The 24,319-nt window shown below is 52.2% G+C and carries 17 protein-coding genes; 5 read left to right on the plus strand and 12 right to left on the minus strand.

The window, feature by feature from the left end; translation table 11 throughout:
• Positions 1 to 151: 151 nt before the first annotated feature.
• Together MKY12_RS30935 and MKY12_RS30940 are read left to right on the plus strand one after the other, a co-directional pair.
• Positions 152 to 3,703 (plus strand): DUF3289 family protein, encoded by a 3,552-nt coding sequence (locus tag MKY12_RS30935; RefSeq protein ID WP_339252352.1) that lies wholly within the window; start codon positions 152 to 154, stop codon positions 3,701 to 3,703.
• A gap of 18 nt (positions 3,704 to 3,721) precedes the next feature.
• Positions 3,722 to 4,228 (plus strand): hypothetical protein, encoded by a 507-nt coding sequence (locus MKY12_RS30940; RefSeq protein WP_339252354.1) that lies wholly within the window; start codon positions 3,722 to 3,724, stop codon positions 4,226 to 4,228.
• Positions 4,229 to 4,307: 79 nt separating this feature from the next.
• Here the strand turns inward: MKY12_RS30940 and MKY12_RS30945 are convergent, their stop codons facing one another.
• A complete protein-coding gene (locus MKY12_RS30945) occupies positions 4,308 to 6,419 on the minus strand; it encodes a TerD family protein (protein WP_339252356.1) in 2,112 nt (703 codons plus the stop codon).
• A gap of 518 nt (positions 6,420 to 6,937) precedes the next feature.
• Between MKY12_RS30945 and MKY12_RS30950 the strand changes: the two genes are divergently transcribed.
• The 3 genes from MKY12_RS30950 to MKY12_RS30960 all read left to right on the plus strand — a co-directional run bounded on the left by MKY12_RS30950 (position 6,938) and on the right by MKY12_RS30960 (position 9,580).
• Complete coding sequence (locus MKY12_RS30950) at positions 6,938 to 7,339, plus strand: Rid family hydrolase (RefSeq protein WP_339252358.1); 402 nt, start codon at positions 6,938 to 6,940, stop codon at positions 7,337 to 7,339.
• A gap of 260 nt (positions 7,340 to 7,599) precedes the next feature.
• On the plus strand, positions 7,600 to 8,805 hold the full coding sequence (locus MKY12_RS30955) for an ATP-binding protein (RefSeq protein WP_339252360.1): 1,206 nt from the start codon (positions 7,600 to 7,602) through the stop codon (positions 8,803 to 8,805).
• Between the two features lie 16 nt (positions 8,806 to 8,821).
• Positions 8,822 to 9,580, plus strand: coding sequence for a hypothetical protein (locus tag MKY12_RS30960; protein ID WP_339252362.1), 759 nt, complete (start codon positions 8,822 to 8,824; stop codon positions 9,578 to 9,580).
• Positions 9,581 to 9,634: 54 nt separating this feature from the next.
• On the opposite strand, the gene MKY12_RS30965 is transcribed toward MKY12_RS30960, so the two are convergent.
• The 11 genes from MKY12_RS30965 to MKY12_RS31015 form a co-directional block, all read right to left on the minus strand.
• Positions 9,635 to 12,145, minus strand: a complete 2,511-nt coding sequence (locus MKY12_RS30965; RefSeq protein WP_339252364.1) for a hypothetical protein — start codon at positions 12,143 to 12,145, stop codon at positions 9,635 to 9,637.
• Positions 12,146 to 12,169: 24 nt separating this feature from the next.
• On the minus strand, positions 12,170 to 13,258 hold the full coding sequence (locus MKY12_RS30970; RefSeq protein WP_339252366.1) for a HAMP domain-containing sensor histidine kinase: 1,089 nt from the start codon (positions 13,256 to 13,258) through the stop codon (positions 12,170 to 12,172).
• Positions 13,251 to 13,949, minus strand: coding sequence for a response regulator transcription factor (locus tag MKY12_RS30975; RefSeq protein WP_339252368.1), 699 nt, complete (start codon positions 13,947 to 13,949; stop codon positions 13,251 to 13,253). Before MKY12_RS30975 ends, MKY12_RS30970 begins: the two co-directional genes overlap by 8 nt.
• A gap of 24 nt (positions 13,950 to 13,973) precedes the next feature.
• Positions 13,974 to 15,290: an ABC transporter substrate-binding protein gene (locus MKY12_RS30980; RefSeq protein WP_339252370.1), complete on the minus strand. Its 1,317-nt coding sequence runs from the start codon at positions 15,288 to 15,290 to the stop codon at positions 13,974 to 13,976.
• Between the two features lie 50 nt (positions 15,291 to 15,340).
• Positions 15,341 to 16,501 carry a biotin/lipoyl-binding protein gene (locus MKY12_RS30985; protein WP_339252372.1) on the minus strand — a complete coding sequence of 387 codons (1,161 nt, stop codon included), beginning with the start codon at positions 16,499 to 16,501 and terminating at the stop codon, positions 15,341 to 15,343.
• A 46-nt stretch (positions 16,502 to 16,547) separates the two neighbouring features.
• Positions 16,548 to 17,423, minus strand: coding sequence for a carbohydrate ABC transporter permease (locus tag MKY12_RS30990; protein ID WP_339252374.1), 876 nt, complete (start codon positions 17,421 to 17,423; stop codon positions 16,548 to 16,550).
• Positions 17,424 to 17,437: 14 nt separating this feature from the next.
• Positions 17,438 to 18,304 carry a sugar ABC transporter permease gene (locus MKY12_RS30995; protein ID WP_339252376.1) on the minus strand — a complete coding sequence of 289 codons (867 nt, stop codon included), beginning with the start codon at positions 18,302 to 18,304 and terminating at the stop codon, positions 17,438 to 17,440.
• Positions 18,305 to 18,527: 223 nt separating this feature from the next.
• Positions 18,528 to 19,478 (minus strand): hypothetical protein, encoded by a 951-nt coding sequence (locus MKY12_RS31000; RefSeq protein WP_339252378.1) that lies wholly within the window; start codon positions 19,476 to 19,478, stop codon positions 18,528 to 18,530.
• Positions 19,475 to 20,032: a sigma-70 family RNA polymerase sigma factor gene (locus MKY12_RS31005; RefSeq protein WP_076080690.1), complete on the minus strand. Its 558-nt coding sequence runs from the start codon at positions 20,030 to 20,032 to the stop codon at positions 19,475 to 19,477. The genes MKY12_RS31000 and MKY12_RS31005 overlap by 4 nt, the downstream gene beginning before the upstream one ends.
• 150 nt (positions 20,033 to 20,182) lie before the next feature.
• Positions 20,183 to 23,722, minus strand: a complete 3,540-nt coding sequence (locus MKY12_RS31010; protein WP_339312126.1) for a family 16 glycoside hydrolase — start codon at positions 23,720 to 23,722, stop codon at positions 20,183 to 20,185.
• 175 nt (positions 23,723 to 23,897) lie between these two features.
• The gene (locus MKY12_RS31015; RefSeq protein ID WP_339252383.1) at positions 23,898 to 24,272 is read right to left on the minus strand and encodes a hypothetical protein; all 375 of its coding nucleotides are present in this window, start codon (positions 24,270 to 24,272) and stop codon (positions 23,898 to 23,900) included.
• Positions 24,273 to 24,319 lie beyond the last annotated feature (47 nt).

The raw sequence follows: 24,319 nt of genomic DNA on the forward strand, positions 1-24,319 counted from the left end.
AGCCTATGAGCTGGCTATTTTTGACGTCCCTCTACTTTTCTTCCATTTGTTGTTGCCTAAACCTCTTTATGCAAATATGATAGATTCATATACCCCAAGATCTTACATATTATCCACCCCATTAGCGATCATATAAGGAGGAACGGCAGCAATGTTCAAGACAAGGATCATGAAACGAAGCTTCATCTTATTTGCCATTCTGGTATTGGTATTCTCTTCTCTTCAGCTCAGGCCCGCTCTAGCTCAGGAAGACACGGGCGGCAAGCAGCAAACAATCTACACAGGAGAGGGGTACGAGGTAATCTACACAATTTCCTCCCAGTGGGAAGGCGCCTTTAACGCAGATGTCACGATCAGGAATACGGGTAACCGGACGCTGGAGAACTGGAGTATTGATTTTACATCCCCTTATGAGATTACGAATATCTGGAACGGACAAGTACAGTCCTACGAGAACGGAGTTTATACCATCAAGAATGCAGGCAGCAATCAGGACATTCCGGTGGGTGGCAGTGTGAATTTCGGCTTCACGGCTTCATTTGAAGGAGAGCTTCAGCTGCCTGTAGCATTTGAAATGCAGGGCGCGGAACAGATCGTACCGGCGGGGCAATACGAAACAGGCTTCAAGGTAACAAGTGATTGGGGGAGCGCTTTTAACGGCGAGATTGCCATTAAGAATACATCGCAGTCTACCATAGAGGATTGGACGCTGGGGTTCGATTATGACGGGAACCTGGACCGGTTCTGGACGGCTGAAATTACCGGGCATACCGGCAATCATTACGTTATACATAATGCGGGCTATAATGCCAATATTCAGCCGGGCGAGACTCTGATCCTGGGCTTCTCCGGGAACCCGGGGAATGTTGTAAGTGCGCCTTCGGGCTATCAGCTAACGCAGATCTCAACCGGGGAAGAATCCCCGGAGCCTGAGCCGGGCAGGGTCTCCGTGCAGCTTGAAACGTACAGTCTCCAGCTTCAGAACAGTCCGGACGGAGACTATTACTTCCTGACCTCCAAGATGGACAAGCTGACGGGAACGCTAGGAGGAGTATCACAGGTCAAGGCCTTCAATTATGAGATTACGGACAAAAACAAAGCAGTCCTCCAGCAAGGGACGATCCCTGTAAGTGCAGCATGGTCTGTGGAAGGAATCGGACTTGGCATCGGATATAATCTGCTGAAGTTAAGCGCGCAGTTAAACGATGGCTCAGAGGTCTCCAAGACGTATATTATCGTGAACTTCGACGAGAGCAATCTGGATAACCTCGGGATTGACCGGGAGAAGGACAGCGATAATGACGGAATTAGCGATTACTATGAGGAGCATTATGGCCTCTCCGCTACCAGCAAGGATACCGACGGCGACGGGTTAAGCGACCGGGATGAGCTGCTCGTGCTGAAGCTGAATCCGCTTGAACCGGACAGTGATAAGAACGGGACTGCTGACGGTGATGAAGACTACGACAAGGACGGATTAACCAACCTGGAGGAGCTGATGCTGGGCACCAGCCTCAGCAGCGAGGACAGTGACGGCGATGGCCTGACGGACGGCGAAGAGATCCATAAGCACAAGACCGATCCCCTGAAGGCCGACACCGATGGAGACGGACTCTCTGACGCGTGGGAACTCCAGATCGGAAGCGACCCGCTTGTGCCTGAGACGAAGTTCGCAAGAACAATGAAGGCAGAGGATGTCGGGGGCAAGGCTGTTCCAACGGTAGCTGTAGAAGGGATCACTGCGGAGCAGGTAGACAGCTTGTCTGTCCAGCCGGTCCAAGATGGCATTCTTAATGATACAACTATTCCCGGATATATTGATCAAGGCTATAATTTCTCCATCGACGGAAGCTTTGAGAAGGCCACAATCTCCTTTGAGTTTGACAAAAGCTTACTGAGTCAGGCAGGCTTTGTGCCGCGAATCTACTATTACAATGAGGAGTCGCAGCTGTTCGAAGAGCTACCGGATCAGCAGGTGGCCGGGAATATGATCTCGGTCCAGACGGTTCATTTCTCCAAATACATTCTGTTAAACAAGACAGTATACGACCAGGTCTGGTTATATAAGTTCCTGTATGATGAGGGACAGGAGCATTATGCGGGGATGGATATTGCCTTCGTCATCGATTCATCGGGCAGTATGTCAGATAATGACCGGAGCAATGTGAGAATCAGCGTAACCAGACAGTTCGTCAATCTGCTGACGGACAGTGACCGCGGGGCTATTGTTGATTTTGACGACTCTGCCAAGGTGTTATCCGGCTTCACTTCAGACAAGACCGTGCTGAGTCAGGCTGCGGGGCGGATTGATGCGAACGGCGGAACGACTCTGAGCAGCGGGATTTCAAGTGCAATTAATCTGTTCGCCACCACCAGCAGAGCGGATGTTCTGAAGTACATTATTATGCTTACTGACGGGGAAGGCTCTTATGATACCGCACTAACCAAACGGGCTGCCGATCAGGGTATTGTGATTTATACGGTAGGCCTGGGCAGCAGCATTTCGACGAGTGTCCTGACCAGCATGGCCCAGGGCACCGGCGGCAGCTATTATCATGCAAGTAATGCCAGCCAATTGTATGGGATCTTCGATACCATTGCCGAGACTTCCGATCTGTACAAGGATACAGACCAGGATGGCATCAGCGATTATCATGAGAAGGAGATGCAGGCCGGAAGACTGCGTGTTGGTACTGGCGGTGCGGCAATAAGGTTGAATTATCTGGATGCAGACAGCGATAACGACGGGCTTAAGGACGGACAAGAGATCCGTATTGTTAAATCCGGCGACAAGGTCTACGCCTATTTGTACTCCAATCCCAACCTGGCCGATACGGACGGCGACGGCTTGAACGATGCGGTGGACAGCAGAAGACTGGTTCCAGATGTAAGGGAGGCCCTGATCCTTCAATCTGATAACAGAGAAGGAATTCTTAAGAAAGCACCGCAGGGAACTTCCCCAGTCTCCGATGACCTGACGTTCAATGACTATACGTATTTTGAATTACTCAAGCTGGGCCCGGTATTCTCGGTGGCCAGAATTACGCCCGAGCCCATGATCTGGGGCGAGATGGCCCTCCTGTTCGTTGTCGGCACAATAGGTGCAACGGATGATATGAAATTCGTTCTTGGCGATCTGATCTCAACGTTCAAATACAGCAAAACCATTAATGAGGGATCTTCGGTAACCCTTGGCGACACCTTCGATACCAGCAAATATATCAAGTATCATAACAGCCAGCTGGATAATGCCGTCATCACGGACGCCAGTACCCAGAACTATGTACAATTAATCAAGAATTTTGTTGTGCAGGAGCTGCGCAGTAATAACGGTGATCTGTCCAGACTAAAATTTGATCCGAACAGCAACCGGAATGTGGTGTATAGTTACGTGAATCAATTCTCGACCAGCCCGTATCCGTTATTTACGGAGAAGACCAATCTGGCGTTATCTCTGGCTATCCATGCCTTCCATGGTCATAATATTACCATTAAGGACTTCAACAACAACGGAGGTCAATTCAGCGGCAAGCTGGTGTTCCATTTCTATGATCATTTCGGCCTGGATGCTGATGATGAGATTAATAATCCGGGATTTGTGGACTGGTTCACTTTGCAGCACTACGAACGGTTCAACGGCAAATATGTACCGTTCATTACAACGATTGACTACGAGCTGCCTTTTAGCGGCTCCGTTAACTAATTTCAATGGAGCAGGCAGGTGAAGCTATTGAGTCGCAGGACACGAATCTTACTTGGCATTACCATTATACTGTTGCTTGCAGCGGCAGGCTTCATCATCGGCTACGATTCCTCCAAGATGAAATATGAACTATTCCGGGAGCACCGCGCGCAGTTTGATGCTGTGAAGACGAAGACCCTGCTGCTGATGGACAGCCTGGATGAACGGAGTAATATCGGGAATACCTTCATCTACTCTAATAATGCCGTCCCTCCATTCCATGACAGTATGAATACGGAATTGCAAGACAAGATCCGGCAGATCGCCGCATGGTCCGGGGACAGCCTGGACTTCGTGCGCTATAGCAAACAGGACGGGAAGCCGCTCCTCAGATTCATATTCGACTGGGAAAGGGAGCATGGTCCCACCTATCATATCGTGTATTGCGCAAGTCAGAGCATGATGGAGCAGGCGTATGCGACAGAGCCGGTTAAGTATAAGCTGACTCCACTTGCAGACGGCTGGTATGGGATTGAGATAGAGTAATTTAAAAAAGGGGTGTCCCACGCCATGTGTAATGGCTGAGACATCCCTTTCTTTTGAACAAACCGGTTACCCGCTCTGCTCACACCACATATTCGGCCATAATCTGCTCGATATGGTACGGAGTCACTCCCTGATGCACCGAGAATACGGTATCGGCCTGCTGTGGGGATGCGGCCTGCTGACCGCGGGCCTTGGCGTGCAGCGTGAACAGATCATACAGATCGGGCTTCTTCAAGGAGGTCATCGCCTTGCCGATGATCACCATCCCCTTCTGGTTCCCTTCCACGTTATTCACATGGAACGGATCTCTGGTCAGGGACAAGTCTGTCCAGATCACGGTCCGCTCCACCAGATCGAGTATCACAGGAATGGCGAGTTGGGTATCCGCCGTGACATCAATCTTGTTCGATACCGTGGCTGGCTCATAGATTTCACCGGACCCCGGCTTCTTCCGCATCATCCAGCCCGTAAAGCACTCCGGCAGATTGCAGTACGGCTGTCCTGTGAAGGAATGGAGAGTCGCCACTACATACCTTCCGCCATACTCAACAATAGAAGGAATATGCAGATCAATGAACTCGCTGGCCCCGTAAGGCGCCGTTACTATATCGCCGCTATGGACTGCACGATATTGTGCCGAGCGAAGATTCGTATAAGAAATATGCTCCACATAATTCCAATTCTTATCATACATCACTGCTGACAGATCAATATCAACTCGGCCTGTAGAGGTACCGTCCATCTTCCCTTCCTTCCACCAGCAGAAGAAACGGACCGTGTTCCCTTCTTCCAGCGGAATCCGGCTTCCCCGTACAAGAGTATGCAGCGCTTTACTGGCCGACCGCTGGGAGAACGGCACCAGATAGTCCTTCAGACGCTCATCCACATATACTTTTCCCAGGGAAGGCTGGCTTGCGAAGCGGGCGACCAGAGTCTGCTCACAGAGGTCCACCATGTCCCGACAGGCTTCTTCACTGATCTCCGGCAGGGTATTAGGAGTGGCCCAGGCTTTGGCGACATTTCCCTTGGGGAAAAACACCCTAAGCTCCGGCAGCTCCCGCTGTCGCGCGAAGTAGCTCTTCACCTGCAGCAGCACCGGGGTCGATACCTGGTCTGCCACTTCTGCGAAGGCCATCACCACGTACTCCGGCTCGCGGGTCATCCGCAGCAGCTTCGCCAATCTTCGTGCGAATTCGCCCGGACGCTTCACCAGCAGATCCAGCGCCGTCCACATCTGGTGATACTGAAGGGCCAGCTCCACACTTCCGTTAAAGGTCGTGAAGGCTTTGTTGTTGCGCAGGATATCAAAAGCTTCCTCACAGCGTTTATACCGCTGCTTGTATTCAGATGGATGCAGGATCTCGCCGAGACGAATCCAGCGCTCCCTGTATCGCAGCATATCCTCGGTGATCGTCTGACACCGTTCCAAGAGCCCCAGTAACAGCCGGCGTTCACTACGCTTGAACTTGCGGAAGCGGGTGGGCAAGGCCAGACTAACATCGCCTTCCGACCAGGCCACCGCCAGCCGCAGCACATCGGTTGCTGTCATGAAATAGGGGCTTATTCTGGCTACATCCGCCTTATCATGCCTAAGCAGCGACGCTGCCACGAATCCGGCATTCTCCTTGAACGGGATCTCCTTCGGCAGGAGTTCATCCAGCTCTTCGTTGGCTGTATTCGCAATCACAGCATCGATATCCTTCTGATCCTCTGCCGAGATCGAGCCTCTGGCCTCCATCAGCTGGCGGATTAGGGTCCGGAACTCCGTGATGCTCCCCAGGTCAATGACCTTCATCTTCACCTGTTCCTCAAGGGGCGTTCGCTGCACGGAATCAGCATATGGAAGCTCCCAGGTGTAATAATGGAACATCGCATTGAAATACAGCTCCGCTTCATCCTCCTGCATGACCTGCTCCGGGAACCCTGGATACATCGGTGCATAATGCACATGCGCGCCAACCATCCGTCTTACATCGGCAATCAGCGGATAATACAGCTGCTCGAAGGCCTCGCGGGGCATCTTCTGGACCGCCCGGAACAAGGCAGGCGACAGGGTATACCCAAGCCCCTGCAGATTGCGGAGGGCTGCGGCCAAGTACCCCTTCGGTAGCTTCTTCGTGTCAGCAGCATCAGGTGTGTGTTTCAGCATCATTTTGCCTGCTCTACGCAGGTAGATTCGGTTTATTTGCATAGTAAAAGTGTCCAGGAGAGCTGTATCCCTACTCGGTTTCAGTCCATGGGTAGAAGGAAGGAATACAATAGCCTGGACGCCTCCTCTCTGGATAAGCATCCTTCAGGAGAGCTGCGGCTCTAATTCATCCAATTGAGTAGAAGGAAGAACCGCAATAGCCTGAAGATCTCCCGGCGATCTTGCCGCCGTTTGATGAATCCATCATCGCACACGGTCCAGCGGGCCAACAGGGCGGAAGTATTACGACAAAGGGAATTTTTAACTTATGGCACATCCCGCCTCTTATCGCACCCTGTATTTTGGCTTTTCATTGAGGGTATGTTATCATTCTTACAGTAAGTTAAATTTTAAATGTTTAGGAGGGATACCTGATGAAAAAGAGATCTATTCAATATCTGTCTGCTGGAATCGGGTATTCGACTGCTGTTTTTTTCTAGAATTCATGTTGACGGGATAGGTCTGTCCAATATGAAGTAATACTATAAAAAACAGCCCATTTAAAAGGAGACTTATAAGCAATGAGACTAAATAACAATGTCATTCAAAGATATAATCCGGAAAATATAGCAAAACCTGTTGGAAGCTACAGCCATGTCACTAAGATCAGCAGAGACGCTGAAATGTATGTCTTTTCCGGTCAAATCGGGATCGATCAGAACAACAATATCCCTGCCGATTTCAATCAGCAAGTAACCAATACGATGAGCAATATTGTAGACATCTTGTCCTCTCAAGGGCTAACTCCCGATCATGTCATCAAAATCAACATCTGGGCCACGGAGGAAATCGATTGGGATCATTTCTATTCCATCTGGAATGAAGTGTTCGGCCCTACGCCTCCTTCCATGACGGTGGCCTACATCCAGGGATTAGGTCTGCCTGAACTCAAAATCGAGCTGGATGTGTGGGCCGCAGGTTAGAGCGTAGCGTAAATTAATACACCCAAAACAAGCCCTAGAAGTATTCTAGAGGCTTGTTTTGGGTGTTTTTTTCTGCGCTGCGGGTAATTAAGAGATAAAGGTGTATTATTGATGTGCATCAGATAATTTAAGAGGATTTTAATGTCGTTTTTCTTAAAAGGTTAGATAACGTTGTTAAATCATTCCACTTAGGGATATACTAGAACAGAATACGGAACTAAGATATCTACAACCATTTAATGCTGCTGAGGGGTGATTGTTTGAAGCTCAGAGTTAGAGATGTTTTTATTGCTGGTGCCCTTCCGATTCACACCTATATTTCGCGCAAATCGGAATTTGGGCTGACCTATGAATTCCGTCTTCATAATGTGATCGATATGGTCGGATTTTTAACTTCAATTATAGGTCCATCGAAAACAGGAAAAACCGTACTGTGTGACAAGGTAATCGGCTTGGACGGATACGTCGATTTTATAGGAAGCGACTTTAAGGATACCGTAGATTTCTGGGAGACGGTTGCAAATAAAATTGGTATTCCCCTCGAACGAGACCATACAGAAATACGCACGCTTGAAGGTCAGGGGCTCGCCGGAACAACAGAAGGAATCACCACCTCCATCACAGAGTCTTTCCGTTCCGGCAAAGATAAAGTCATTAAATATTTTATAGCAAACAACTTAGTTCTATTACTAGATGACTTCCATTACGCTTCACCCAGCAAACAGTTTGAGATTGCCTATCAGCTCAAAGATGCGATCCGCAAAGGGCTTCGAGCCATCATCATATCCTTACCTCACCGTTCGGATGATGCCATTCGAAAGAATGCCGATTTAAGCGGGAGACTGAACCTGATTAATATCGAGCCTTGGAATCCAGATGAACTGCGTGAAATTGCTGTAGGAGGATTCAACAAACTAAATATGCAGATTGATCTGCGGATCGCCGATAACATTGCGCAGGAGAGTCTATCTTCTCCCCAACTCATGCAATCTATCTGTTATAACCTTAGTATGATACTCGATATCGACAATACAGATTATCCGGCAATGCCTGATCAGGAGACCCTCAACCAGGCCTACAGAATGACCTCATTGAACCTTCTTGCTTACCAAGAGGTTGCCAGGAAATTGAAAACAGGTCCAAATCCCCGGGGACAAAAAAGAAAAACTTATTTGACTATAAAAGGTGAACAAACCGATATCTATGAGTTACTTCTAAAGGCAATTGCTGATGATCCGCCCATTGTGAGCCTTTCTATCGACAGCATCAAGCGAAGAATTGATGTGTTGCTAGGTAATCATGCTGACAAACCGGATCGGGTGAAAATCAAAGCAGCTATTGATCAGATGCAGGCTATTATGCAGAGCAGCGAACCGATGTATCAGGTTTTTGAATATAAGGACGATGAAGTTTACATTTTAGAACCGTTATTCCTGTTCTTTTTGCGCTGGGGTAATCTCAACTAATCGAAGGGGGATTATTTTGACTACGATTAATGAGGATAGACTACAAGCTATAGGTGCGCTTCAAGTGCAAATTCAATCTTTCCCACAGGGACAATCGGCTGACTTCAGCAGATGGGTAGATACTACCAGCCGCATGTTAGAGCGTCTCTTCTCCGATCAGTCCATAGCACAGAAATTTGTCTTGCTCACCAGAGCAGGTATACTCCAGGCACAATTATACCTGGAGAATTTAATTACAGATATTAACGCTGGGCTTTTCGATGATGCCAAACCACTTAATGAAATAGATGAAGCACATTTTCATCTTATCATAAGCAGAGTTCTTCATAATTTCGATAAGCATATTTACGAAATGTATCAGAAGCCAGTCCATGGAAATGGAACACTGAAGCTAGAGAGCCTTGCTGACATTTCACTGGGTAACGAATATGATGTGCAGCGGTTGCTATATTCACTGCTCCGTCCCATTTTCCCTGAAGCAAGGGTCGAGGTGCCCACTGACGGAGGATACAAGGGTTATCGCTTTGATATATTTATAGATTCCTACGAAACTGTAATTGAAGTTAAATGCTCGCGTCCAAATATGACTGAGAGGAAGCTCACCGAAGAGATCGGGTCAGATGCATTTCATTATCCCAAAAAGCACATCTATTTCTTCATCTATGATAAAGCTAGAATCATTACAAATGTTGATGCATTCTGTAAGAACTATAACAGGACTCATGATTCCAAGCAGATAAAAACAATAATAATCCAACCAGTTAAAATGATATGAAAAAACAGGCTGCTCTCCATCATTGGAAAGCAGCCTGTTCTTTAATCTGCAATATCACTCCCCCTCCCCCTTCTTCGGCGCAGGCCGCTCATACACCACAGCATAATTCTGGCTGCCCAGTAGTATCCGTTTGCCCTGGAACTCATCGTAAATATTCACCCGCACCGTTGCGCCGTTAAGGGACTTGTACGCTTTGTTGTTCAGCGGGAAGGACAAGCTGCCCGTGGCTCCCGCACCAGCCGGTCCGTCTCCCAGAGGCAGAAGCTGCTCCGACGGCTGACCAAACGGATCAATCAGTTCGGCCACCAGCCTATGCTCATTTGCCTCAGCAACATACTGCTCACTTCGGGTTAACCGGTAGTTCATCTGTACCTCTATGGACTCCCGGTCTTCAGGCATCGTGGCAGTCACCTGGTTCACGGACAGGGAGTAGGGGAACAGGTCCAGCTTCTGAAGGGACGGCTGCGGAGCAGGATTGGCCGGACTCAGCCCCAGGCCCACGGTCTGGATGTAAGCGGTCGGCACTGCGCCGGGTGCGGTCAGCTTGCCTTCGGCGATGCCTTCCCCGAGGAAGAGGGTTAGATCTGACGCATTGATCTCCGTAGGAAGCTTGCTCCAGACGGTTACGAGACTCTTCTCTTTGGGGTTCAGGGCCGCGGCGGACTGCGAGATTACCGCCTCGAAATACTGTCGATCCGGGGTCCGGTAATACCCCACCAGCTGCGCCGGCTGGGTCTTGCGTAGTTCCTCGTTGGTCATCACCAGCTCGGTATAGATCAGCTTGGAATCCGTGCCCGGATAGATCCGGCTCTGCCGCTCCAGAATCTCTGCCTTCTTCCCGGCCAGCTCCAGACGGAAGGGTTCACCGGCCGCCACGGTTCTTAAGGTATTCTCCACCTGGCTGGTGAATAGCGTGAGGAAATTCGCCTGGGTCTCTTCCGAAGGATACTGGAGGATCACCTTCAGCTTCGTCAGATGATAAGAATAGGGAAGGTTCCCCGTAATATACAGAACCGCTGTCTCCTGCGGGGCCAATTGGCTCTTGGAGCCTTCGATCACCATCTGCGAACTGCCGCTGATATCGAGATCCCCCGCCTTCAGAAGCGCTGTAAGGGCCGGAAGCTGAACATTCGCCATGCCTGAGTTGCGGAGGCTGAGCTTGGTCACGACCTGATCGCGGTCCGACCACGGCAGGCGTTCCACCGCTTCCAGCTTCACCACGAAGGTACCCAGACTGTTCTGCACGGGGTACTCAGTCGCCAGCAGATGATTCGGCTGCAAGGAGTAGGGAATCTGATAGTAAGCCGCCGGGAAGGCGATCCGGCCCTCTTCTGCCGGCTCGTTCATCTGTAGCTGGAGCACTCCCTGATTAAGCTTCAGGGGCAGCTCTGCACTGAGTTCGACTACCCGCTCCTCCAGCGGCTTCAGACTCAGACCGGCCAGTGCCTTATTGCTGACCGGATAGCTGTACCCTTCGGCAGTCGTCAGGCTGAAGGAATAGGCCGGAATCGTCACCGCTTGGTTGCCTGTGTTGCGCACCCGGAATTTCAGGCTCCATTTCGCCAGATGATCCTCCGAATACACCGCCGCGCTTGCGAGCTGTGTCTCAATTGTATTGTTGGCAACCTTAAGCTTGGCGACGGCGTTAACGGGTACGGTGAAGTTCGGCGACACCGCGGCAGGCAGCTTATACTCAGCCACAGGCAGGTTCAGCTGCAGCTCGCTGTCTTCCTGGATGAACTGCAGGGACATATTATCCGTCTTCGTATAGGAGGGAATGTCCGCCAGAAATTGCACGGTCCGTTTCTCCTTGGGCTGAATCTGGTAATCGGCAGGGGCGGCATTCAGTTCAAATCTGGAGCCTCCCGAGGATATCAGATATCCCTTCAGGCCCGTGTCCTTAAGCACCTTGGTGCCCGAATTGGCGAAGCTGATGCCCACCCTGGCATACACTTTTCCGTTAGCCTTAACGATCTGCAGGCTCTCGGCCTTACTGATCACCGGCATACCCGCCAGGACCAGCTTCTTGCTCTGCCCTCTGGCGGTGGCTACCGAGTAGGAACCCGGAATCGTGAACATCCCCAGCTTCTTCTGGTAATTCGCCTGGCTGAAGTCCCAGCCGAACAGGGCGATTCGGACTCCGGTTATTTTGGCAGCCTTCCCCGCATTGACATAATACGTGACCGACTGGCTGCTATTAGCCGGAATAGATTTGACGGCAGCACTGCCCGTCACCGGCTTGCCTTGAATAACTGCGCCGCTTGGGGTAGTAACCTTGGAGAAATAATCAATCAGGCTCACGTTGCTGTTACTCCCGTTAACGTAATTCAGGGTATACGTAATCATATTCCCGCTCTCCTGGGGCTGAAGGGCAGCGTCCAGCAGCTTCACGCTCACCCCGCTCTTCAATGAGACCGCCCCCAGTCCCTCCAGCGTGGACACGGAGGCTGTAGCCGCCTTTCCCGCTGAAGGCCCGGCTGCCGCATAGGCTCCGAAGGCGATGGACTGGCTGAGAACCGCCAGGCTTAGCATGGCTACAGCATATTTTCTAGTGGTATGATTCATAATTCTCTCCTCCCTTAACTTCGCTTAAGCTTGCGGCAGCCGGACCTCGAACCTCGTCCGCAGCTCATTGCTCTCTACAGACAGGCTACCGTCATGCTGCTCTACAATATTGCGTGCAATGAACAGCCCCAGGCCGGTCCCGCCCTCCTGATGTGTCCGTGCCCGGTCCCCCGAGTAATACATCTCGAAGATATGCGGCTGCTCCTCCGGCGGAATGGGATTTCCGTAATTGATGACCTCAACCGCTACTGAACCTGAATCTGGGCGGCTGTTAATATCCACATAACCGCCTTCCTGCCCGTAACGGGCGGCATTGGTCAGCAGATTGCCTAATACGCGTACCAGCAGATCCCCGTCCCCGTAGATCATTAGGCCAGGAGTCACATTCAGCCGGGAGGTCAGGCCATTGCGCTCGAATACCGGGTACATCTCCTCGTTCAATTGCCGCAGCAATTCGGTAATATCCAGATATGTCTTCACCACAGGCAGTGTGCCATGGTTCATCCTGGTGATCTCGAACAGCCCGTCAATCAGCTTCTCCAGCCGCTGGGACTTGGTGAAGGCAATCGTCGCGTAATGCCGGATCGTCTCCACTGGTAATTGCTCATCCCTCAGAATCAGATCCAAATATCCGAGAACGGACGTCAGTGGTGTACGCAGATCATGCGCCAGATTGACGACTAGCTGGTCCTTGCTGCTCTCGGCGAAATCACCTCTTTGTACGGCCTCCTGCAGCTTGGCTCCGGCCACATTCAGATCCTCTGCGATTGCGCTGAACTCATCCCTGGAGGCAATCCGCACCTGATTCTGGAAATCTCCGCCCGCCAGATGATGAATCCCCTTGGAAATCTCGTTAAGGTAGCGGATGTACGGCTTGGTGAACATGAAGAATAAGATCAGCATGATTGGAATGAACAGCATCAGAGACACATTGAAGTCTCCGATCCTGTAGATGAACCGGCGGATTTCCGCCTCCGGGTCCTCCCACTTCACCCCGGCGTAATAGAGCTGAAGCAGCTTGAAGATCCCGTAGGTGATCCCGGCAGAGAGCAGCATGCTTACGCCCAGTAACTGAACCAGTCTGGTTCTGAATCCCCGGCGTCTCTTAGGCATTGAACGTGTACCCGACACCCCAGATGGTCTTGATGAACCGTTCCTTGTTCTGATCCTCTCCCAGCTTCCGGCGCAGGGTGCGGATATGTACCATCACTGTATTCCCGCTCTCATAGTACGCCTCGCCCCATACCTGCTGAAAGATACTCTCTGCACTGAACACCTGCTTCGAGTGGCTCGCCAGCAGATAGAGGATGTCGAATTCCTTCGGCGTAAGGTCAATCTCTTCGCCATACAGCGTAACGGTGTGCTGGTCAGGGGAGATGATCAGCCCGCCCAGCTCCAGAACCGAAGTCAGATGGGCACCCTGAGGCTGGCTGAACTGCAGGGAGCGCCGTAGCTGGGAATTGACCCGGGCCAGCAGCTCCATCGGATTGAAGGGCTTGATCATATAATCGTCCGCGCCCATGACAAGACCGGTAATCTTATCGAAGTCAGAGGTCTTGGCACTGAGGAAAATAATCGGCAGATTATGCTTCACCCGCACCTGGCGGGTGACCTCGTATCCGTCCAGCTTCGGCATCATAATATCCAGGATGGCCAGATCAATGGATTGGGACTGAATAGCCTGCACGGCCGCTTGGCCGTCGAATACCTGAATGCAGTGATACCCTTCCTTCTCCAGGTGCAGGGCAATCAGGCCGGCAATCTCTTTCTCGTCCTCTGCGATCAGAATAGTAACTCGCTTCATACCGGAACCCTCCTAGGCCTGAATCTATTCGTTCAGGTAGGTAGTCGCCTTGTTCTGAATCAGCTTCGCCACTTCCTCCGCGGTCTTCTGTCCGCTGAAGAAGCCTCCCGCCTCTTCTCCGACAATCGAAAGAATTTTGACATCCAGCATGGCGAAGTTATCCGCAGTATTCATCATCTCTCTGAATACCTTGAATTGCTCGTCAGGCACACTTGCAGACTTGCCGTCTGGAAGCTTATACGTCCCGCCCTTCACTTCCTGCTGAAGCTCGCCAAGCTGCTTGTCGTTTACCGACTTCAGCAGGGAGAAGCCTTCTTCACGCTGCAGGTTCTGCACTTCCTCTGACAGCAGGAATTCCATGAACTTCCAAGCCTGTTCTGCCACCGGCGATTTGGCCTGGATCGAGAAGGTGGAGACCGGAATAATCCGCATGGTGCCGGAATTTCCGCTATGCGGCTTATCCAGCAGCTGCGGATTGGTGAAGTAAGTATACGGAACATTGACGAAATCAGCCGGGGTTTGCAGAACGGCGGAATAGAACAATTGATTATCGGCTTCCCCCGAGCCGGCGCTCATCACTCCATCGTCATACATCTCTTTAATCTGCCGCATCATAAATATGAAGGCAGGGGAATCGAATTTGGCTTTGCGTGCCGCAGCGTCTACGAACTGGTTATAGCCGTCCACGACCATCTCCTGAAGCAGCATCTCCGGCGGATACTCCTGGAGTGCGAAGCGGTGCCCGGACCCTGCCTTCTGCCCGGCTTCAATCATCGGTTTGGCAATCCCGCTGAATTGCTGCCAGGTCCAGCTCTTATCGTCCACATTCGCATTCTTAAGCGCATCCCCGTCTCCAATGAAAGCTCTCAGATTGTACCCGGAAGGGATGAGATAGGTGCCCCCGTTCAGCTTCAGGGCGTTCAACACATTAAGCTCCAGATTCTCCTGCTTCAGCGTTTGTGACTGCTTCAGGTAATCGTCCATATTCAGGAACAGCTGCTTGTTCACGTAATCACTGACCGGCAGAGTGCTGGTCTCGTAAATATCGGCGCCTTTGCCCGAGAGCAGTGCCGTTCCGGTGCTTTTGATGTATTTCTCATAATCCTGCGCTTTCTCACCGATCGCCTTGTAAGCCTGCACCTGCAAGTCAATATCAGGGTAGGCCTGTTCAAACTTCTTCTCCAGCGCACGGTAGAACTCACTGTCCTGCCTAACCGATAATGTCAGAACGGTCTTGCCGTCTGTGCTTGGAGCTTCCGCGCTGCTCCCCGAACTGCATGCGGTCATCACCGTTGTAAAAGCAAGAATCATTCCTAGAAAGCCCATCTTCTTCATCTTCATTCTCAAATACCTCCCAATAATTATTCGTAGAAAATGCCTTACTCCTATGGCTACTGCAGACGTACACGGTTCCCGTCCTGCAGGGGCTCGCTGCTCTCCAGAATAATCAGCTCATCCTCATACAGATTATCCGTCTGGATGATGCTGTCTATGCCATTGGTTGTACTGGAGTGGATCGTAACCTCGCGGGCGATAAAGGTATTGCCCAGCGCCCCCCTCTGCTCCTCGATCTTATAGATATAGCTTCGCTCACCCAATTGGTGGATAACCTTATTGGATACGAGGAGTCCCTCCTCCCAGGAAGGCTTCTTCAGCTTAATCTGAACCTGCTCCCCCCCCTTAAGCGACTCTTCATTCAGCACAATGAAGACATTCTTCTGCGCAATTTGCTCCACCCTGACGTTCTCCTCAGCGGATGCGCTGTCGGTACGCGCCTGAGCGTCCTTGATCTCTGCAACCTTACCCTGCAAGGAACGGGCCTGCTGGCCCTGTGCCGGATGAACCTGCACCTCAAGCTGCTCCCCTAAGGTAACCCCGAGGCTGGATAACAGCTCCGCGTCCGCCGTGAAGCCGAACTGATACCCCTTGCTGCTGCTCGACAGGACCAGATCCGCTTCCCCCGCGGACAGCATTCCCGCAATGGCATTCACCTGGGTGACCACCCCGTCGAAGGGTGCCGTAAGCTGCTGCTGCGCCGTTAACCGCTCTCTCAATCCGGCAATTTTCCGCGCCTGGGTGACCTGATCGACCTTACCCGCTTCAATCTCGCGCCGGGCCTTGCGAATCTGAAGCTCATCGCCTTCCGCATACGTCTGAATGAACTGATCCTGCAGCGTCTGCTGCGCGATCTTTTGCTTATCGAGCGCCGCGACTTCATCCTTCAGCTCCGCTTCGGCGGCCTGGCTGTCATAGCGGATCAGTGTTTGCCCCTTCGTGACCCGGTCCCCCTCCTTCACAAGAACCTGCCGGACCTTCCAGCCGCTGGCATTCAGGAGCTTCGCTTCACTCACGGGCGTAAGCTTCCCGCTGCCCTCCAGCGTGAATTCGAGGCTCTTGGTCTGCGGCTTGACCGTGGTCACCTTGGGCAAGGTCAACGACTGCAGCGTATTGCTGAAGAAGGTGAAGAAGAGTAACACGCCCATGAGCAGAAGGAAGGCTGTTCTGATATTTTTTTTGCGCCTGCGGTCTGCGGGCACTCCTGTAGTCTCCATATTCCTTCTATCTCCTCCTGCCATTAAAATCCCTCACACACGAACATCAGCCCTTGATTCCCGACAGTTGAATCCCTTCGATGAAGTACGTCTCCGCATACAGAAACAGCAGAACCATCGGTGCCATGTAGATCATAGATGCGGCGAACGCCAGGCCCTTCTCGCTGCTGATATTCGATAAGTAGACAGATAAGGGCTGTCTGAGCGGGTCGTCCAGGAAAATAAGCGGCTGCTCCACCATATTCCAATAATCGACGAATAACAGAATCGTCAGAGCGGCCAGGCCCGGCTGGACCATCGGAACAATAATCGTATAGAAAATCCGCAAGTGTCCGGCCCCATCCATCTTAGCCGCTTCAATATAGGCATACGGGATATCCAGCATGAACTGCCTGAGCATGAATACTCCGAAGGCGGCAAAAATTCCGGGCAAGATAATGGCCCCCGGGCTATTTAATAACCCCAGCCGGTCAGCCATAATATAATTGGGCACCAGCGTGACCTGAAAGGGCATCAGCATCGTCAGGACATAGACCAGGAACAGGAATTCCCGGCCCCGAAATCTCAGCTTGGAGAACGCATAGGCCGCGAGCGCGGCGATCACCGTCTGTCCGGCAATGATCGGCACCACCAGGAATACTGAATTCCAGAACATCGACAGGTACATCGGGCTGTCCATCAGCACCTTGCCATACTGCTCCAGGGAGACCTGATCCGGCAGCCATTTCAGATTGGCGAACGGATCGCTCCTGCCTTGAATGACAGGATTCATCTGTCCGATGGGGCCGTAATTGATCCCGATTTCGCGGCTGCTCATGAACGAATTGATGAGGGTCACCCCGATCGGGAACAGCATCAGGAGGGCAACCGCCCCCATCAGGACGGTTAACGTCAGCTTTTGTATGACTTTACCAACTGCCAAGACCTCTTTCACCTCTATTCCATATACCGCCGGTAGCGGCGTTCCATAGCGAACAATCCCAGCACGATGATCAGAATGCCGCCGACCATCAGGGTGGATGCAGCCGTCATCTTCTGAAGGTCGAGCGACAGGAACATGTTGTTCATATAATGCTGAAGCATATAGATACTGTCATGCGGGTAAGCTCCGGCAATCAGATACGTCTCCCGGAAGACCTTGAAGGAATTAATGACCGACATAATGACGACAAAAAACATCGTAGAGGTTAAATAGACCAGCGTAATGCTCCGGAACTGCCTTAGACGGCCGGCCCCCTCAATCTGGGCGGTCTCGTAATAATCCTTCGGAATCTGCTGCAAGCCGGCCAGGAACAGGATCACGTTATACCCGATGTTTTTCCAGACATACATCAGCATGATTACATTCCGCGCAGCCTCCGTCTTCATCCAGTCCACCCGCGTCCGGCCGAAGCCGCTCAGCCAGGCATTAAGCACCCCATTCCAGTCGAACAGGATCTGCCAGACCAAGATAATCGAGGCTACAGGCACGACCAGCGGGAGTACGTACGCAGTTCTCAGCCATTTCTGAAAATACAATTTCCTGTGCAGCAACAGCGCTAGTCCCAGCGACAGCACAATCAGCAGGGGAACACTCACCATACTGAAGTAGAAGGTATTAGAGGCCGCCTTCCGGAAGGATTCGCCCGCAATGACCTCCCAGTAATTATCCAGTCCCACATAGTGGCCCCCCACCGTGCGGTCCATGAAGGAGTAGAACACGCCCATGCCGAACGGAATCAGATAGAATAGGGCGAACCCAACCACACTGGGTGCCAGAAATAACCATGCAATCGATGAATCTTTACGGGCCCAATTCTTCAAGTTGCTCCCTCCCTGTACTCAAGAATAGGCTCAACTGTTTAAGAACAAGTCGGGTAAAGATTAAAACTTTCTTAAATTGTCTCCACCACATAGCAAAATAACCCCACAAAGTGGGGCTTTAGCGTAGGTGATGACTCAGGTACTTTGCGGGGACCCCAAAACATCAAAAAAGCCGCGGACGGATGTATTATCCATTCGCAGCTCTTGCAAGGCACCGCATACTTTACTTCAGGTCGGCAATCTCCATGACCTTATCCTTGAACCGGTACGTCACACTAACATTCTCGATAACCGCTGTGTCGTCGTAGGCCAGGGAGCCCTCGAACGCTAACGTGTCATTATCTTTCCACACAAGTTGACTCGGATAGCTGTAATTCTCATGATCCGGGCGGACCCAGGTATCCAGCTTGCGCTGCGCGCCGTGTCTGATCCTAGCCGACTCTACCAGCTCCGGGCTGATCGTCCCCTTCTCCACATTCAGGATCTGCACGAATTCACTTTTGTTAGAGCCGGTGACCACTGCCAGGAGCTTCCGGTCCGGTGACGGGAGGATTTCCTTAATGTACATGGAAGGGGCCGCGAAGCTGAAATAGGGTTCAAGCACATCATCTTGTATGCGCCACAGTACATTCTGGGTACCGTAATCCGAATAGTTGTTGAATAAGGCGAATACGATGCTCCCGTCGGCCATTTTGTGGAGATACGGACTCTGGTAGCTTTTCGACAGGATATCTGTGGCAAAAGCAGCCGCACCCGCGATCTTCGGAGAATCATCCTTCAGCAAAGGCTGAAGCTTCTGCAACGCCAGCTCCCGCGCCTTCGGATCATTGAAGCTCTCCACCAGCCGGTTTACCGCAATGTAGACATGTTCATCGTTGCCGCTGGCTAAGGCTTGGAGGAATTTGTCCGCCTGATATTGCGCGGGAGGTGCCAACTCCATATCCTCCACTGTTAAATAACGGATGTAGGGCTCCTCCGTTTTATTTCTGGTGTATTCTGTGGCGAGCAGCACTGTAGAAGTTGAGCTGTACACGACCAGACAGGCGACCAGTGCGATCCATCTTTTGGAGAACCGGCCTCTCCTGCCCCTTCCTCTTACTCCGCTGTGTTCGGCCGCCGCAATCAATTCCTCGTCAATCAGTCCGATCTCCTTATACAAGTCCTCCCGCTTCATAGGTGAACGCCCTCCTGGTCTAAATGAATTCTAAGCTTGTTCCGGGTCCTGAACAGGCTCGACTTCACCTTGCTGCTGCTCATATCGAACCTGCCGGCGAGGGATTCTATGGAATCCGCATACCAATACCGCCTGATGAATAAATTTCGTGTGCCCTCCTCCAGCCCGTACAGAAATTCGTTGATCAACCGCGCGGTTTCACCGGCGGCATACTCGGTCTCCACCGTCTCTGCTGCGGGCAGGCAGTCCTCCAGCTCCTCCAGAATCACCTCAAGCTGGCGGCTCCGCTTCTTGGCCGTATTATACCCATACTTATCGAGCGCGATATTGCGGGTGATCCGCCCCAGGAACACCGGCAGCCTCCTCGGCTGGTTAGGCGGAATAGCATTCCACGCAGCCAGGTATGTATCGTTCTCACACTCTTCGGTATCGGAAGGGTTCGCGACAATGTTCCTGGCGATCGCCCGGCAGTAAGCACCATATTTGTTCCGGGTTTCCGTGATGGCCTGCTGTGAGCGCTGCAAGTATAGCTGAATGATTCCCTGATCTTCCATCTGCTAGTTTCTCCTTTAGCATCCTCTTATCTATATAGTAGAGAATTCCGGGTAACGGTTGCACTTATACGCTAATTATTTTTAGCACAAAAAAATCCTGGCACATAAGCATCACTGCTTACACACCAGGATGGGGATATAAATCTCTTGTTAACCGAGGACCGGCGGTTTCAGCTCAGTGGTGCTGTCATCCTCTACGTCTGCCGGTTTAGTAATTACCTTAATGTCCACAATCAGGGTATCCGTCAGCTCCGTATCGGCCCAGGCTGAGCCGTCCCATATCTGCTTGCGGTAGATAACGGTTATCTTGTAATCACCTACAGCAGACGGAACATATGCAGCCTGATACACATCATCCGTTACGGTGAAGACGCCTGCCATACCTTCCTCTGTGGAGCTCCAGGCCTCCGGATGATAACGTTCATCTCCGGGGTTGGCAGGTACCAGGCTCTGGTTATGGCCTTCGGCCGTCAGGGTAAGTGTTTCCCCTGCAAAAGGGCTGCCCGGGCTAACGCTGAGCCGGTTGCCTTCAGGCGTAACCGTTTCATACACATCTTGTGTTACCGTCTTAAGCGCATTGGCCGTCACCTTTTGTATCCCTGTAACACGGGCATTATCGAACACCGCATTCTGGGAGGTTGTTCGGAAGCCGATCTTCCCTGCAGTTAATTCCGTTTGCGGGTTCGTCCATTCGAGCTTTAACTGGCCGTCCACAAAGCCTAGAATTCTATTCCCTTTGATGACCGCCTTCAGGGTATACCACTGGCCCGCAGCCGCATCGGCAAAAAGTGAACTGGACACGGGGGTCAACGTTCCGTTTACTGCCTTGAACAGCTCCAGCTTCTTGTCGTTGACATTGATCCGGTACATGTAATAGTTGTTGGCGTCCTGCACCCGGAAGAGAATTCCGGCATTGGCATTCGCGATGGGAACCTTCACTTTGGCTTCCATAGCAATATCTTGCCATGAATCCCCGGCTGTAATGAGCCCCGCCCCATTTCCTTTTGTCTGGATCAGGGCTTTCGTACTGCCATCTGTGGTTACACTCCAGGTCCCGCTGGCAGCCGTCCAGCCCGTCGTATTCCCATCCTCAAAGTTATCCGTGAACCGGACGGAATTCGGATTGGCATCAATCGGAGTCTCGTCCACATCTGTAACCTGAATCGTGAAGCTCTTCTCCAGAGACAGGCCATTGGCGTCAATGCTCTTCACCCGGATGCTGTAGCTGCTCTTCGCTTCATAATCCGGCGTAGTGCGGAGGGTCAGCCTGTCTCCCTGCGGGGCAATGGAGAAGCTGCTGTTATCGGCGTCTCCTTGCCCCGGAACCAGCGCGTAAATAAAGGTCTGGCCCGCATCCGGATGTGCTGTAGTGAAGGTGCCCACTACACCGCCTGGAGTAGTCAGCTCCGGCACCTGGGTAGCGCTGAGAGTGATATCCGTGGGCGGATTGTGAATGGCGGTCACCTTGGCATCATCATACCAGACCCCGGCTGAAGTGGTGCGGAAGCCGATTCCGCCCGAGGTTAATTCATTGACCGGATTGGTCCATGTTGTCTTCAGCACTCCGTCCACATACCCTTTGATAGTGTTGCCCTGGACCGTCGCCTTAAGGGTATACCATTGGTTCTTGACAGGCACGAACGAGGTGTTCGAGACCTGCGTCAACGTTCCGGCTACAGCCTTGTAGAGCTGCAGCTGGCTTGTGCTGGCATCAATCCGGTACATATAGAAGTTGTTCTGATCCTGCACCCGGAAGACAATGCCTGCGTTCTCGCTTCCATTAATGAGAGGCAGTCTGGCTCTGGCTTCATACGTGTAATCTGTCCAGGATATACCGGCCTTGGCGGTAATCAGCGCCGTCGTGGTCTGGCTGGTGGACAGCACCCGGTTCCCTGTTCGATCGGTTACCGCCCAACTGTTGGCACCTGAAGCCACGGTCCAATCCGGGAGCAGCCCGGAGGTGAAGTGATCGCTGAACCAGGCCTGATCCGTATTCGCGAAGACTACCCCGCTTACATTCTCATTCTTGATGCTCACCTTCAGGTCACTGAGATTCTTCGCCAGCGTTCCTTTGACCACCACATTTTCAAAAGTTACCCCGTTCACCATCCCGCCTCTGGTGGGATTGCCCTGAATAGGGGAATCTCCTCCCGTCTCGCGGACATTGATGTTCCGGAGAATGACATTGCTTACATCACCGGATGTACTGGTGGAGACCCGCAGCCAGTAATTGCCGAACTGGTTGATGCCCACCCGTTCAATATCGATATTCTCGAAGGTCACATCCTGGGCCCAGCCTTCGACCGGGAGCGGATTCTCTGTATAGGCATGATCCACCAGCAGCGCCCGCGCGCTTTGATAGACATACGAATTGCGGATGGTTACGCCAATCTGCGGCGTGCATATGCCCATCCCCAGCTTGAAGGCGGCGCAGCGTGTCCAGGCGAAGCAGTCCTCAAAGACCACATTCTCCAGATGCTCGATGGCTCCCGGCCAGTCCTTGGACATTCCTTTCTGCGGCCAGGTCTTGGTGGAGAAGGTATCGTCATCCGAGATGGCAAGGACATGCTTCACCAGCACGTTCTGGCTCTCGTTAATATCGATGGCATCATCCTCAAGCGTAAATAAATCCTGGTATCCCTTATAGTTGGTGATGGTCACGTTATCGGAGCGGACCACCAGGAACGCCCAGAAGCCGCCGTCCCGCAGGGTTAACCCGTCGAACTTGAAGTTGCTGGTCGCCATCGGCACCACCAGGTTATTGATGAATCCCTCTCCCTGCTTATGGGTTGCAGGCGGGTTGGTCATCTTGCGTTTGCGCATTTCTATCCCTTTTCCGTCGATCGTTCCGCGCCCCCGCATGGTGATATTCACGGAATTGGTGGCGGTGCGGATGAAATAGGTTCCATCCGAGATCGAATCCTTGCGGAAGTCATTCCGGTAGTCCTCGCCCCGGCCTGTACCGACGATGACTGCACCCCCGGCCAGATAGAACGTAACATTGCTTTTGAGGGTCAGATTGCTGCTCTTATATACGCCCGCCGGAATATAGACGATACCGCCTCCGGCCTGATTGGCAGCATCAATCGCCTGCTGGATGGCGCCCGAGGTGATCGTTGCCCCCGTCTTGTCTGCGTTGTACGGTGCAGCGGTCACATTGTAGATTCCCGGGCCGGAGGACGCGGGGATGTCTGTCTCCAGCGGATCGGCGGCGATCACGAGTCTTTTGCGGCGCTTGTCCGGGTCCTTCTCATTCGGGTCTTCGTTCGCAGGTGCATTAATGTCGACGATCACATAGGTAGAGGCCGACAGGGTGAAGGTCAGCTTGTTGCCGTTGACCGTTCCCGTGATGTTCTTGGCCAGCGGGCTGATCGAATACGAGGTGATTGGCTTGTCTGCCGTCACCTCAAGGCTAATGGTTCCTTCAAAGGAGAACTGGGCATAATCATAGTCGGGTAAATACTTGACGACGGGGACCGCCTCATTGTTCACCTTCAACGAGTAAACAGAAGACGGAGTATAGATAGACGGCATCGGGTAATTCTGGATGGTTGCCGGGCCAGCGGCGGCCACCTGCGGCACCGGTTCCGTTCCCGGTTCCGGTTCAGCCGCACCGGCGGTCTGCGGGATGAACCCCGTGAATGCGACGGCAAGCACCAGCAGCAATCTCAATACTTTGCGAGTAAGCATAAATACCTCCTCCAGATCGATTTGGCTCCAGGCAACCGCTTTCAATTTCCAGCAGGATACATAGAGTCATTCCTTACTATAATCCCGGGCCAAAAAGAAAGGAGGGTGGCAAACCCACTCTCCAGGGACACAATTATACTGTTCTGCACCATCTGTTAACCTTAGATGTTATGCATTAGATGAATGCTTCGAAACGCCCCTCTGCATTTACTGTCGCTGTCTGCGGATCCGTCTGGCCGATCCCCTTCAGGAACCCCTTCCACTCGGTCCTCATCAGCGGACCCTGGACATTCTGGAAGGCTGTGCTTACGTCGGTGGAAGTACTGCTGCCGGCTTTGCGTGCAAGCTGAACCTCCAGCAGCCGGATCTGCCGCTGCAGCTGCTCACGGCGGTAGGGCACGGCCTCGCTGCTCTGTCCCGCGTTCACCCGGTCCAGCTCCAGCATCAGCCGATCCCGCTGCTTCTCCAGTGAGCTGACATCGCTCTGTGTGCCGCCGTAGGCCATGATGACCTGTACCGGACTGATTCCTGATACACTCTGTCCTATCATGATCCATCCCTCCAGTCCTTGGGTCCCGCCGCATTCCGGATGATCGT

This window comes from Paenibacillus sp. FSL M7-0896 (assembly GCF_037975415.1).
Lineage (GTDB): Bacteria > Bacillota > Bacilli > Paenibacillales > Paenibacillaceae > Paenibacillus_AQ > Paenibacillus_AQ silagei.